14 protein-coding genes are annotated in these 14,345 nt (G+C 34.3%); 1 reads left to right on the plus strand and 13 read right to left on the minus strand.

What is annotated here, in order from left to right:
• Positions 1-141: 141 nt before the first annotated feature.
• From MHB55_RS10400 to MHB55_RS10435, 8 genes are all read right to left on the minus strand, one after another.
• Entirely contained in the window at positions 142-1,008 is an 867-nt protein-coding gene (locus tag MHB55_RS10400; RefSeq protein ID WP_340863173.1) for a GNAT family N-acetyltransferase, read from the minus strand.
• Between the two features lie 387 nt (positions 1,009-1,395).
• Positions 1,396-2,352 carry a tyrosine recombinase XerC gene (locus tag MHB55_RS10405; protein ID WP_154310789.1) on the minus strand — a complete coding sequence of 319 codons (957 nt, stop codon included), beginning with the start codon at positions 2,350-2,352 and terminating at the stop codon, positions 1,396-1,398.
• A 215-nt stretch (positions 2,353-2,567) separates the two neighbouring features.
• Positions 2,568-3,149, minus strand: a complete 582-nt coding sequence (locus tag MHB55_RS10410) for a hypothetical protein (protein WP_191697122.1) — start codon at positions 3,147-3,149, stop codon at positions 2,568-2,570.
• Positions 3,150-3,260: 111 nt separating this feature from the next.
• Positions 3,261-4,388, minus strand: coding sequence for a GerAB/ArcD/ProY family transporter (locus tag MHB55_RS10415; RefSeq protein WP_340863965.1), 1,128 nt, complete (start codon positions 4,386-4,388; stop codon positions 3,261-3,263).
• A 15-nt stretch (positions 4,389-4,403) separates the two neighbouring features.
• Positions 4,404-4,634, minus strand: coding sequence for a hypothetical protein (locus MHB55_RS10420; protein WP_151109800.1), 231 nt, complete (start codon positions 4,632-4,634; stop codon positions 4,404-4,406).
• Between the two features lie 5 nt (positions 4,635-4,639).
• Positions 4,640-5,827 (minus strand): Ger(x)C family spore germination protein, encoded by a 1,188-nt coding sequence (locus MHB55_RS10425; RefSeq protein WP_340863174.1) that lies wholly within the window; start codon positions 5,825-5,827, stop codon positions 4,640-4,642.
• 5 nt (positions 5,828-5,832) lie between these two features.
• A complete protein-coding gene (locus tag MHB55_RS10430; RefSeq protein WP_340863966.1) occupies positions 5,833-7,311 on the minus strand; it encodes a spore germination protein in 1,479 nt (492 codons plus the stop codon).
• A 344-nt stretch (positions 7,312-7,655) separates the two neighbouring features.
• Complete coding sequence (locus MHB55_RS10435; RefSeq protein ID WP_340863175.1) at positions 7,656-8,561, minus strand: aminoglycoside phosphotransferase family protein; 906 nt, start codon at positions 8,559-8,561, stop codon at positions 7,656-7,658.
• Positions 8,562-8,726: 165 nt separating this feature from the next.
• On the opposite strand from MHB55_RS10435, the gene MHB55_RS10440 reads away from it, so the two are divergent.
• Positions 8,727-9,218 (plus strand): GNAT family N-acetyltransferase, encoded by a 492-nt coding sequence (locus MHB55_RS10440; protein WP_340863176.1) that lies wholly within the window; start codon positions 8,727-8,729, stop codon positions 9,216-9,218.
• A gap of 55 nt (positions 9,219-9,273) precedes the next feature.
• On the opposite strand, the gene MHB55_RS10445 is transcribed toward MHB55_RS10440, so the two are convergent.
• From MHB55_RS10445 to trpB, 5 genes are all read right to left on the minus strand, one after another.
• The gene (locus MHB55_RS10445) at positions 9,274-10,071 is read right to left on the minus strand and encodes a DUF4097 family beta strand repeat-containing protein (RefSeq protein WP_340863177.1); all 798 of its coding nucleotides are present in this window, start codon (positions 10,069-10,071) and stop codon (positions 9,274-9,276) included.
• Positions 10,072-10,354: 283 nt separating this feature from the next.
• On the minus strand, positions 10,355-10,954 hold the full coding sequence (locus tag MHB55_RS10450) for a lysophospholipid acyltransferase family protein (protein ID WP_144536362.1): 600 nt from the start codon (positions 10,952-10,954) through the stop codon (positions 10,355-10,357).
• Between the two features lie 191 nt (positions 10,955-11,145).
• Positions 11,146-12,018: a GNAT family N-acetyltransferase gene (locus MHB55_RS10455; RefSeq protein ID WP_340863178.1), complete on the minus strand. Its 873-nt coding sequence runs from the start codon at positions 12,016-12,018 to the stop codon at positions 11,146-11,148.
• A 350-nt stretch (positions 12,019-12,368) separates the two neighbouring features.
• Positions 12,369-13,157 carry a tryptophan synthase subunit alpha gene (trpA, locus tag MHB55_RS10460; RefSeq protein WP_154310781.1) on the minus strand — a complete coding sequence of 263 codons (789 nt, stop codon included), beginning with the start codon at positions 13,155-13,157 and terminating at the stop codon, positions 12,369-12,371.
• Entirely contained in the window at positions 13,150-14,343 is a 1,194-nt protein-coding gene (gene trpB, locus MHB55_RS10465) for a tryptophan synthase subunit beta (protein WP_340863179.1), read from the minus strand. Before trpB ends, trpA begins: the two co-directional genes overlap by 8 nt.
• Positions 14,344-14,345 lie beyond the last annotated feature (2 nt).

Consider the following 14,345-nt stretch of genomic DNA (forward strand, 5'->3'; position numbering starts at 1 on the left):
CACTTTTCTCTCATTTTAAGCAGATGTATGCGATTCGAATTACGAAAATCTCCATTTCTCAAATTCAATTCATGAGAAATGGAGACCGTTTTTAATTATATAAGCAATCGCTTTTCTTTCGTATATTTATGGGCAATGGTATTACATCAGCTTCTCCATATATACTTGGACAATTTTCTTTTCAAATCCAATCTCCATAAGAACTTCTGCTAGAGGATTATTTGATGGAAAGTTAAATGTTGATAGTTCAATCGAATTCTCCATACTTGCTGTTAAGTAAGATATAAACTTCCTCGTAAATTCTGTACTATTTATTTTTTCAGGTTGATAATTCAAATCGTAGATGTTGACCTTTTCAACCTTGCCTTCTGCATTTATCACTTTTTTGTAAAGACCATAGCCTACACTGCCTCCCAGCTGATCTTTAACAACAAAGGCATCCCCGTGTTTAAGGCTCTGCCACTGGCACTGCCATGGAATATTTGATGTATAGAAATCAATTTTAGCAAGCTGTTCAGGTAAAACTGCTTCCATTGTCCACTTGTTATTTTGCAATGGAAATTCATCGCTATTAATCTGTTTACTTATGAATAATAAATAATCCTTCACTTCATATCCTAACTTTTTATATAAAGCGATCGCTCTTTCATTTTTTTCAAGTGCCTCAAGAGTTGCTGTTGAAACATTATTTTTCCGATAGATTTTAAAAAGTGCTTCCATCATTTTAAGTGCAGCTCCTTTGCCTCTATAGGATGGAGCAACACCTGTTCCACCATTCCAGGCTAATTTTTTGCCGCCATCTTCCCTTATGCCAGTTAAAATAATGCCAACTGGTTTGCCATCCATAAAACCGACGATAGAAAAATCAGTCGAAAGCTCCTCACCTACTATTTTCTTGATTAATGAGTGAGTATCCATCGTAGCAGGCAATAAATAACCTTCAAATCCTTTATTCCATGCTTCAGTGATCTCATCTAAAGTGCATTTAGCTAATGTCTTTATTTCCATTACATATTCCCCTTTATCGATGATTCTACTAATGCTCTATAACCCATATTTCCAGAATCATTGGTTGAAGTAGTTTGTATTAAGTGCCAAAGTCTATTTCTAAAGTATCATCACCAAAATATATTAAGAATTCTATTTGACAATGTAAGAGCATTATCCTCCTTAAATTTAATAATTTTTCGATGACGTTGAAATAAGATCGTCACATCTAGTAAGTAAGTTGTAAAATCAAGTCCTTATTTCGTTCTGCATACTTTTACATGATTAAAAAGGAATATTTGAATGTATAAAGAATCAATATAAAATGTATAAACTCCCTGCTGTTAAGTTAATACAATGTTATGGATTTAAAGAAATAGGTTTACATAATAATATTATGTAAACCTCTTAATTAGTTTGATTGAATGGATTACTCTCCAAAACATGTTGAATCTCTTTATCTTCAACATGTGTATAGATTTGAGTGGTAGAGACACTTGTATGACCTAAAATTTGCTGCAGGCTTCTAATATCAGCTCCGTGTTTATACATAATGGTTGCAGCTGAATGGCGCAGCTTATGTGGAGTGATATTATCGTTTTTTAGTCCAGAATCCATATTGATCTGTTTAATAATTTTAGCCACAGTTTGTCTAGTTAGGCGTGTCCCTTTTTGGGATAGAAATAAAGCAGTATTACTATTCCCCCCATGTATAGATGATCTTTCCTTTTCAAAATAATTGCGAATAGAGCTGAGACAGGCATTATTTAAATATACCGTTCGTTCCTTGTCTCCTTTACCTACAATTCGAAGTGTTCGATCATGAATCGAATTAATGTTTAAGCCACATAGCTCCGATACTCGGAGTCCTAAATTTAAAAAGAGTATTACCATGCAATAGTTACGGTAATAGTGGTTGCTATGCTTGATAGCTGCTATAAACTGCTCTGCCTCTCCTTGGTTCATGTAAATGGGAGATTTTTTTCCTATCTTGGGGCTTTCCAGCTCATCAGCTGGATTATCCTCCAATAATTTTCTTTTCCCTTTTAAATATTTGAAAAAAGATTTTAGTGTAGCTACCTTTCTTGCTCTTGTAGCAGCACTATTGTTTCTTTGTATCTCACAAAATTCTATAAACATGTATAAATCTTCTAATGTAATTTCACGTATTCGATCAATGGTAACATCTTTTATGTTTATCTCGTCTATTTTCCTAGCTGGTATATCATCATCCAATGATTTAATAAATCGAAGAAACAAACTTATATCATATTCATACTCTTTTCTCGTACGGGGAGATTTCCCTTTAATTGTTGTTAAATATACTAAAAAGTCCTTAAGCAATCTTGGAATTTCTCGTTGCAATTCGCTCACCTCATAACACCCATTTTATCACAAAAAAAGGTTCCCAAATATGAATTTGGGAACCTTATTAAAATTTCTTTTCATACTTTACTTTATTTAGAATTTTTGTCGTTTTTTATGAATGCTTGAAATTGGCTCTGAGAGCACTTTAGAAAATTATTTCCGTATAATTACCTTGAAGCAATCTCTCAGTCGAATCTAGTATAATTCTCTTTTTAGCTTTGAATGTACTCCTTAATGGAATCAAAATCCTTTTTCATGTAACTAGAGGTTTGCGAAGTTTCCACATACCAATTTTTTATTTGTTCCTTTTCTTTTTCTGATATCTCTTTGCCTTCTGTTTCTTTTTGTACTACAGCATTTACTAGTGCTACTCGATTTCTGTAATATAATATTTGTTGCATGAACCGATCTTGAATTTCTGGATTAAATAACTCGCCCATTTTTATGATTCCATTATTTATATGCTCCTCGGCGTAAATGGTAGAGGCAACTACTGCGAGCTCATCCTTAAAGGTTTTGCTATTTAAGATTTCATTTTTGTATTCATCAGACATTTCGCTGCAAACATTAGCTATGTCTAACAACAAAGCCTGATTTGTTTCATCTAATTTTTTATTGTTGTCAAATACATCTGTAATGTCATGTATTTTCTTTAAATGTTGTGTAATAATATCTATTTTCTCCACGTTAAAAGCTCCATTATCAAGCAGCCCTTTTGTTCTTTCATGAACGTATAACCTTTGAAGATAGCCATAAAGTAATACCAATCCGTTATATTGGATTGCAGCGTTCATATTCTTCCCCCCTTTTCCTATCATTATTAATTGGTTTCCCTGAGTAGAACGTAGTAAACAATAAATTTTTAAAAATTGGAATAAAAAAAGACCCAGCAATGAATTAACTCATCACGGATCTGTTTCAAGTGTTTTATTTTGTGCCTTTAATGATTTTCTGCGGATAGAATACACAAGCATCATTAAGATTGGGATGAATAAAAAGCCAAAAATACTCATAGAAACGACAGTACTCCCAACAAAATTTCGTTGCACTACTACATTTGGAAATATGATTATGGAAAGAGAGGTAACAATTATTCCAATGGGATAACAAAGTAATTTATAATTTTTCAATCTGAAAAGATGGACAATCCCAAATATTGCAGCAAAAAAATATAAACATAACTTCAAGAATATACTAATAATCCAAATACCAGCCATCAAGGCTTCAATACGGCTTACTGCATCTCCAATCGTAATTTGTTTTGCAAGGTAATAGCTTGGATAAGTCAATCTGGAGGTTAAAGGTGCACTTAGTACAGCAATGCACAAGATAGTAACAATAAATACTAATACTCCCCCTACAAAGTTACCGAAAAGATAAGCTTTTTTCGCCTTCTTCACGCCTTCTGAAACGTAAGGGTAAACCATAAGTAAAACGAGTGAATTGGTAGTGGATATTACAATGTAAAATAAAGAGGAATCTGCTAAAGTGCCAATATTTTTCTGAAACACTGGCAATAAATTATGTGTATCTACTATTGATAAAGTAGACAGCACTAGAAAGGAAAAGAAGATGAGAAATATAAATAAAAATATTTCTGCGGAAAGTGCAAGTGTATTCAATCCTAATCTAAGAGCTACTACCACCAATAACGCGAGTAAGGCATTAATAATAACCGGAGGTGTTTTAGGTAGCATCTGTGTGGTGAGAAATGAACCCGCATCTGCCAGTAATATTGCAGCGAAAATGATTACCAAAATAATAAAGAAAATAGAAAAAATGGACCCGAGAAAACCTCCAAATATTTTCTTATTAATAGCAATATAATTTAAACCTGGAAACCAGCCAGCTAATAAGGTATACATATAGACAATTACTATACTCCCCAGTATTCCCATAATACTAGCTATCCAGGCATCTTGCTCGGAATGCTGTGCCAGATGTGACGGAACGAATATGATGCTAGAACCAATTGTAAAAAAAAGAACGAGCACAAAAAATTGAAATGAATTTATGTTATAGGAAGTTATAATGTTTCGCTCCTTTCTTTACAATTTTTCGTCCATAAGTAAATTGCTAATAGGCTTAAATAATTTGGACAAAAAATCTGCTAATGGAATTGGAATACTGAATGCTATAAAAAAGCAAAGACCCAATCCTAAAAAAAATAAAATCCAATATAAAAATTTCTCTTTTTTCCCTGATTTATTTTTCAATAAAGGTAAATCCAATTTGATGATTAATACCCCAATAGATATGATAATTAAGCTATTTACCATTCAATTTAATCCTTTACATTACCCAAAAGAGAGTTATTGGTTATTCCTGTATTTTTTATTGTTGCTTCCACTTCAATATTTACTTCCAGCTCTGCGAATAATTCCTCTGTCCACTGTTCTTTTATTTTGTTCCAACCCTTTGGATCATTTTCATATATAGTCCTCCCAAAACCGAATATATCTGAATGATGCTCGTCCTGTAATTTTTTTATTGTTTTTAGCATAGAGGCTTTCAGTTGTTTTTCGTAGTTTGTTTCTAATTCCTTAATGATATTTTCATCTTGGAGATCAATGTCACAAGCAATTGCATTTATATTTCCTGATAATTTTATGTTCATATCAATTTTTGGCTGACCATTGATAACATTGCCTTTCAATTTGGATTTAGCCTTGTTTATTCTTAGTTCAATATTTCCTTCTTTAGGACAAGAAACAGTATCTACTGTTGATTTTAGATGATTCGTTATAATGTTAAAATTGACTGTATCCTCTTGCTCTAACCATCCAACTAATTTATCCTGTTTAAATACACTAAGTCCGGACATATTAAGCTGAGCCTCTGGATTTATCCCTTCTAAATTTTGCTTACTAGCACCTTTTTTGGTATCTCCTTTTAATTCTACTTTTGCTAATACTGGTTGTTTTCCAACCTTCTCTAATTCTTGTGCAATTTCGATTAATGAAATCCTAACGCTTTTACCACTATTTTGGGCAGTTTGCTGGATGCTGTAAAACATATGAATAGGAGCAATTTCAAGAGGGGTCTGTACCTTTAATATCTCCTCTGCATTAGTATCCTTTGCTACAGCAATAAAAAAATCAGACCGAACCTCCCAATTTCTAGTGAATGAATCAACTGTCTCTACAATTCCTTTTTCTCGAGCTAATGTTTCACCAAAGACTAATATTTGAAGGTGACCAGGATATATTGCTCTAGGTGAAGCTTCTGTGACTTTATTAATTGCTCCGAGTACACTTTTATCTTTTGCTTTCAGCATTGTAATTTGCGAGTTCCCAGTCCCCCCATTTTGAGAAAGTTCTGATGGTACAATGACTTGAGCTGTTACCACGTATTCATCATCTATTAGATCGATACCAATAGCCAATGCTATTGCTATTTCATTTAACTCTGATTTATCCCAACACCCGGAAAGTAACAATAAACAAATCATTAAGGCCATTTTTTTTGTCATAATTTTTATGTTTTCCCCTTACTCTTTTTCTCTTTAGTGCTAGGAGCATGTTGTCTCACCAAATTCTTAGAAAAGTAGGAAGAACGATGAGTCATTTTCTGAAGAGGTGAACGCAATACTGTGTCTTTCTGTCCAACTAAATGAAATGGCGCAAATGGATACATATATGGGATTCCGAAAGATTTAAGATGACATAAATGAAGTATCAACAAAATTAGTCCTAGTACAATACCAAATAATCCGAACATACCAGCCAATAATATAAAACCAAAACGTAGTAATCTTCCTGAGATTGCAATGTTATAGGTCGGGGCTACAAAGCTAGCAATTGCAGTGAGCGAGACTACAATTACCATTACCGCAGATATTAACCCAGCTTCTACTGCTGCTGTTCCTATTACAAAAGCTCCGACAATTGACATCGCAGATCCTATAACTCGAGGCATCCGGAGACCTGCCTCTCTTAAAAGTTCAAAAGCTATTTCCATCACGACTACCTCAGTAAGCGTAGAAAAAGGTGTATTTTCTTTTTGAGAAGCTATACTTACTAATAATTCAGTAGGTAACATTTCTCTATGAAAGTTTACTAAGGCTATGAACATGGCGGGAAATAACAAGGATATACTAAAGGCGAAAAATCTCAATAATCGAACAAAAGTAGCCATCCAATGCCTTTGATAAAAGTCCTCTGGGGAATGAAAAAATTGAACAAATAATGTAGGTACTATAAGAGCATAAGGAGAACCATCTACAAAAATTGCTACCCTACCTTCTAACAAGCAAGCAGCTACAGAATCAGGTCGCTCCGTATTATAGATTGTTGGAAAAGGGGTGTTGGGTTCATCCTGTATTAATTCTTCGACATAAGCACTCTCTAATATTCCATCAATATTAATTTCATTCAAACGTGCATGAACCTCTTTAATAACAGACTCTTCTGCAACTCCGTTAATATACATAATGGCAATATTGGTTTTGGTCCTTGTACCCAGCTCAACTTGTTCCATCCATAGATTTGTATCCTTTATAATTCTTCTGATTAAGGCAGTATTAACCCTTAAATTTTCTGTAAAAGCTTCTTTAGGACCTCTTATGACAGTTTGTGAAGTCGGCTCTGCAACTGCACGTTGCTGCCAATTTTTGTTTCCGATTATAAAACCTAATTCTGCACCGTCAATCAATAAGATAGTGTTTCCTGATAGTAAAGAGGTGAACAACATATTAAAATCTTTCACTTCTTTTAATTCTCCAACAGTTAATGCATAATTCTTTAACGTATTCATAATTTCAGATTCATTCATTATAGTTTCGCCAATTGGAATATCATTCAAATCAATCATTAATGATTCCATTACAAATTCTTGTATAGCATTAGCATCACTAAGGCCATCTGTATATATAATTGCAGCTTTTAAAATTCCGTTTGTTCCAATTTTTATTTCTCGAATGATAATATCATTACTATTACCAAGGGAGCTTGTAATAGTCTTGAGATTTTCATCAAGTTGTTGCTTGAGGGATTGTTGTTTATCGAATTGTTTTGAATCAAATCGATCAACAGTGCTCGATGATGATAATACGACTTTCTTCTTTCGTTTTTAAAAAAACATTTCTTCCCTCTTTTCGTGAGTATCCTACGAAAAAGTGTTTCCATTTTATGCATTATTTATTCAAAATCAAACTGCAATATACAGTTAAAATAGGTAAGTCTAAATAGTCCTAAATACAAAAAGATGGAGAAAATGATTCATTTTCTCCATCTTTTTAAGTTGTGCTCGAACCTTTTAGGCATTGTTGTCCACTTTTAAGTTTTCAACTACTTATTATATTAACAATCCTCTATAAGAAGTTCTTTAAAACATTGGGCACAATAATATACCTTTCTCCAATAGGAATCATTATCTTCAATTGCCCAACACATGCTTAAGGTTGCCATTACGAAACTAGCTTCAACTAATTTTTGTTTGTCTAAGTGTAAAAGATTTGATAAACGGTTAATTCGATTATTGAGAACCTGTTTTACATCTTTGTTTTTTGGCAGATGATTAACTATAAAAGAGGTGAAGTCTAAGTAAAGATGACCTACCACTCCTTTTGGATCAATTACGGTCCATCCTTTTTCATCTGAGTAAAGGATGTTTTCATGGTGTAAATCACCATGTAAAAGAAATTCATTGGATGGATTCATAAAGTCCAGAGAATGAAGCTTTGCTTCAAGTACAAACTTCTTTGGAGGATATTCGACAAAGTCATAATCACTTTCTACATATCGGTCAAAGGCGGAGAACCATTTACTAATATTGGGCGTAGTAAGTGATAGATTTACCTTCCTAGGGAGTTTTGACCATACAGTGGCGTATTGTTCAATTGCTTCTTCTTCTGATAAATCAAACAGCATGTTGCCTGGAATAATTTTCTCCAGTAGCATTATTCCATCTTTCTTTTCATATCGCAAAAGTTTTACGCTTCCATTTCCATCATATGAAGCAAGGGTGTTGATTTCATTTGAAAAATCTATATTGGGGACACCGATTTTTAAAATTGCTGGACAGCCGTTTATTTGCTTAACATTTAATACATAGTTGTAGGATATGTTATCTACCGGGCTTAATATTGTTAGTTCCCACTTTTTTTCGTAAACTTCTATGATTTGATGTAAATGACTAAGCCATTGTATGCCTTCTTCTCCAAAAGCCCCCTTTATCTTTTGCACAAACGATTGGGGATACTCCATAACCCTACCTCCATTCTCTAGCTCTTAATTTACCATTTCTAAATAAGTATAAAATATTTAATAATATCTTTGGTGCTTCTTCTTTAATTTGTGAGAATTGTTATTTATATTTAAAAAATACTTTAGTAAAATAGAATGAAATAACTACTGAAAGTTGGAGATAAAATGACTATTGCAATAGAAACTGCAACCATAGCTGATTTTGATGAGGTTAACTCCATAGTAAAAGAGAGTCAAGATGAACACCACCGAGCTTTACCCCATATTTTTAGCAGAGTCGACCAAGTAATGCCACACGATTACTTTCAATCGTTGTTAATCGAAACAGATAGCGAAGTATTAGTAGTGAGAAAAAATAATCAGATCATAGGTTTTGCTGTATTGGATGTAATGGAGGCTCCACCTTTCGACTCACTTGCTCCAAGAAAATATGCATATGTGAACGATTTTGGAGTAAAAAACAGTCATAAAAGAATGGGTATAGGAAAAATTCTATTTGAAGAGTGTATGTACTGGGCAAGTAGTAAAGGAGCAACAGCCTTGGAACTTAATGTGTGGAACTTCAATGAAAGTGCTATTGCCTTTTATGAAAAGTTAGGAATGGAAACTATCAGCAGGAAAATGACGATAAGCTTAAAAAGAGAAACCGAAAATTAATATAATGAGAAAATGGACTATAAATAGAAAATTCATAGTCCGCTCACTTATTATTCTACTTTCGAACAGAAATTCTACCTAAATCAGTATCAAGTTTGATGAGATATTCTCCCTTACCGTAAGTGATAGAAGAATCAGATGAACCGAAAAGATCGATTCCGCCTAAGTCGTTTTTTGCTTGAATAGTTGCATTCGTCGGTTCATTCTCTGTCTTTACTTCAATAGCTCCATTATCAGTGCTGAGGTTAATATGTTGATCAAGATTTTTCGTTTCTAGACTTATCGCACCGTTATCTGAATCAGCCACAATGATTCCAGCTATATTTTTCAAAGCAACTTTTCCGTTATCCGTTTCAGCATGAACATTTTTTCCAACGATGTTTTCTAGTAACACTGACCCGTTATTGGATTCAAAAATAAGTTGATCACCCTGAATATCGTTTGCTTTGATACTTCCATTTGAAGTAGAAAGATTAATATCATCATAAACCTTTTCTGGAAGATAAATCGTTAGTTTCGTGCTACCCGAATTAATACCAAATTGAAAAGTATTCCATCTCTTTTCTAACAACTCTACATAAAGAGTATCACCCTTAACTTTTGCTGAAAACTTATATTTTTTCTTCTGTTTTGTATTTCCTGTATATTCTACCTTAGTGTTTGAATCGGTTGTAGGTAAAACTGTAATGGAAGCATTGTCTGATACAACCTCCACATTTTCATACGTCTCTGCTATAGTTGACACTTTAGCTGCGTCTGCTTGAAATAGACCTTTTATATCAAAACCAATATTGATGATAGCTCCTACGAGTAAAATTGATACACATAAGATAATAATTTTTTTTAAGTTCATATATTTCCCTCCTTAACTTCATTATAGTGTGTTTGAAAAACATATAAATGGTCTGAAGAGCTGTTTAAGTGTAAGACCTAAGCCGTATATAGCTTAATATATGCTCTTCATATTATTGTTATAGCATGGTTTTATCGACTTCCACTTAGAAAAAGCAAGATATATCCAGGAGCTATTTGCTACTAATAACCTTCAAAAGTTAACATTTACCAAATTATAATAAAAATATGTAATGTTAAAAATAGACCTAAGTCTCTTGTTATGTAAGGCTTAGGTCTGATTATTATTTTTTATTTTCTAATGTAGTTTGTATTTCTTCTTCTAATAATTTTGTTCTTTCATTAAGTAGTTCTGTATAGCTAGCTAGTTCGTCTTTTTTTTGAACATTTATGAAAATTGGTTCACCAAACATTATTACAGCTTTTTTCATTCTTTTTAACTCCTTCAATGTTCGAGGACCGTAATAATAGGCTGGAACAATCGGGGATTTCGACAAGTTTGCAATAGTTACTGCGCCTCTTTTTAAGGGCGCTCCCTCTGAATTTCGAGTTCCGCTTGGGAAAATGCCGACAACTTCTTTTCTTTTTAATAGTTTAACGGGAATTTTAATAGTGCTAGGAGAAGGATTTTCTCTATCTACCGGAAATGCATTGATTTTGCGTAAAAGAAATCCGATTATCGGATTATCAAATAGTTCTTTTTTTGCCATGAAATGAACTGGTCTTGGAATAGCAATTCCTAATATAACAATTTCTAGCCAGCCCCTATGAGTACAAGTAACAATGTATGCTTCTTGTTGCGGCAACAGTTCCTTGTTTAGCACTTCTACTTTCCCGAATATCCTTACAATTATTTTAGCAATACTTAATACAAATTTATACATATAACCCACCTTATTATCTACGATTAGTACCTAGTGCTAATTGTAGAGTAAATATCGGGAAATTACTAGGTTTTTTTAATTTTCACTTATCTACTTGTCTACTAGATTCATATTCTTACTAATCCTTTCAGGGGGTTCTTGCTTTTTTCATTATTTGAATATCGGAGCAGACTGTTGACCTTGTGTTTCTACTATTTCCTATAGGCTATGAGCTCATACTTCAATTCAAAGCCTACCGATTTGTATAAAGCCAATGCTTTTTCATTTTCAGCTCTGACACTCAATGTAATTTCTTTAATAGTGTCATAAGAAAATAAGTAATTGAGAGCGGATTGAATAAGTTGAGTCCCGATTCCTTGCTTCTGATAATCACTGGAAACTGCTATATATTCAATAGAGCCATTGTTTTGACTTGATTCTATCTCTACGTAAACATATCCATTAACTTTTTCTAGACCCTCTGCAAATATAAAAAGCTTATTTTTATTGTCCAAACGTCTCAAAATATCGGAGCTATTATAGTAAGTATTAGAAAATGATGCATTATGGAGAGCTGTAAAGGAATCTTCGAATGATGGGCTGTATTGTAAAATTTTGATGTTTTGCGGAGATGAGTGGTTTTTCTTAATGATAGATAATATCAGATGCTGTCCTATTTCCACTCCCCCTTTTTCCCGAATGTACTCTCTTGTACGAAAATTCTCCTTATGAACAAAGAACTGAAAGGATTTTACGTCAAATGGCATCTGTGAAACTAAATGATTCCACATTCCATCTGCTATCTCCCGATATTCCTCTGAAGCTAAAACAAATGGTCCCCAAACTTCAATAGTTCTTAATTGCTCATCCACATCAAAGCCAAGAGCACCTTTAATAATGGCATGTTCAGTGGCAATGACAAATGAGTGCTCAAAGTCTAAGTCAGAGAAATCATGTAGAATAGTATCTTCAATTTCTTTAGCTATAACTCCACAATAACCGATATGATACTCAGGCTGGAGATTCAATTTCTCGAGAAATTCCGAAAGAAGATGAATATCTTTTGGATTCTTTATCTTTAACATTTAACCGCACCTACTCATCAGTATTTTTTGTGATTGTATTTCAACAGCCATTAGTAGTAATATCATTTATTTCTAATAATCTTGAAATAAATATCCATCTTAATTACTAGTAATCTTTTTCAAGAGTAAATCCTTGTTCAAAGCCATTCAACTGGAGATTAATTTCGTTGATTATCCGAGTAAAGCAGCTTTTATAATAAATTCTAGCTTTCCTTTAAAAACCCTTTTTATTCCCTTTTAAAAATAGATGTTTCAATAAAAAAGCAATCCGAGATAGAATTATTTCGGATTGCTTAAGATCATTTTATTAATTGTTAGTCTGTAAGAAAGACGTTTATGTGTCTATGTTTTTAAGATATAATTTTTCGTTTAGAAGCTTTCACCAAGATTTTAATTTTATTCAAATCTTTTTTATGAAATGCCTCTACAATTGCACTTCCGACAATGACTCCATCAGCCATACTAGTCATTTCCTCTACTTGCTCAGGAGATGATATGCCGAATCCTGCCATCACTGGTATATTACTAAGTTCTTTGATAGATTTCAAATGCTCTACTAAGTCTTTATTGAACTTTTCACGAGTACCAGTTATTCCGTTGACCGTGACAGCGTATATAAAACCTTCTCCAGCATTCACGATTTTAACTATACGTTCTTTCGGGCTAGTCAGTGACACAAGAGGCACTAAAGCTACATCTGTTTCTCTTAAGGCGATTCTCAAAATGTCACTCTCCTCATAGGGCACATCCGGTACGATTAACCCGGCAATACCAAGTCGTTCACAATCCTGTGCAAAATTACTCAATCCATAGCTCAACAAAGGATTATAATACGTCATAATAACTAATGGAATATGGATCTCTTGATAGATTCCTTCCAGTTCAGCAATGATATTTTTCAATGTAGCATCCACTTTAAGTGCTCGTTCACCAGCTTGTTGGATAGTTGGTCCATCGGCCACTGGATCAGAAAATGGAATTCCTAATTCAATAGCTGTTGCTCCAGCCTCTTGGAGAAGTAGAACTCTCTCCTTTAACTGATCCAGCCCCCCGTCCCCAGCCATAATATAAGGAATAAATACTTTATCGCCGCTGCTTAAACAATTAACTAATGCATTTGTAAGTTTTCTTTTAGACATGATTTGAGCCTCCTAATGCATCTCTAACTGTGTGTACGTCTTTATCACCACGACCAGAAAGACAAATGACTATTGTATCCTCTGGGCTCATTTTCTTAGCAAGTTTAGCTGCAAAATATATAGCATGGGAACTCTCTAGGGCTGGAATAATTCCTTCCGTTCTAGCTAGTAATTGTAATCCTTCTAATGCTTCAGAATCCTTCACAGAAAGATACTTCACTCTTCCAATGTCATGTAAATAGCTATGCTCCGGACCAACCGCTGGATAATCTAAACCGGCGGAAATTGAATGTGCTTCCTGTATAAATCCGTCTTCATTTTGCAGGACGTACATATAAGCTCCATGCAATACACCTTCCTTCCCCCCGGCGATTGCCGCAGCATGCCTTCCGGTTTCAATACCCTCTCCCGCTGCTTCAACACCGTACAAAGCCACTTCTGAATCGTCTATAAAGGGATGGAACATTCCTATTGCATTGCTTCCTCCGCCTACACAGGCAACGATGGCATTAGGGAGTTTTCCATCCTTTTCTAGTACTTGCTTCTTAGTCTCTACACCGATAACACGTTGAAAATCCCGAACAATTCTCGGAAAAGGATGGGGACCAAGAGCTGAGCCTAAAATATAATGGGTGTCCTCGACATTTGCAACCCAATATCTAAGTGCTTCGTTGACTGCGTCCTTTAAAGTTCCAGAGCCTTGGTCTATCGATACAACCTTTGCACCGAGTAGCTCCATCCGGAAAACGTTCAGTTCCTGTCTGCGAACATCTTCTTTTCCCATAAAAACAATGCACTCGAGATTAAACAGTGCACAAACAGTAGCAGTAGCAACTCCATGCTGGCCTGCACCTGTTTCTGCTACAATTTTCTTCTTACCCATTCTGACTGCCAGTAGCGCTTGGCCGATTGTATTGTTTATTTTATGAGCGCCTGTATGATTTAAATCTTCCCTCTTCAATAAAATTTTTGCTCCACCGATTTCCTTTGTAAGACGTTCAGCAAAATAGAGAGGAGTTTCTCTTCCCACGTAGTCCTTTAAGTAATATTCTACCTCTTCTAAAAAGGAAGCATCTTCGATTGCTGTTTTATAGGCATTCTCTAATTCTACTAAAGCAGTCATAAGTGTCTCAGGAACAAATTGACCTCCGAAACGTCCATATCGCCCAGCTTTTGTTTGTACCATGC

This window comes from Psychrobacillus sp. FSL K6-1267 (genome assembly GCF_038003265.1).
GTDB classification, from domain to species: Bacteria; Bacillota; Bacilli; order Bacillales_A; family Planococcaceae; genus Psychrobacillus; species Psychrobacillus faecigallinarum.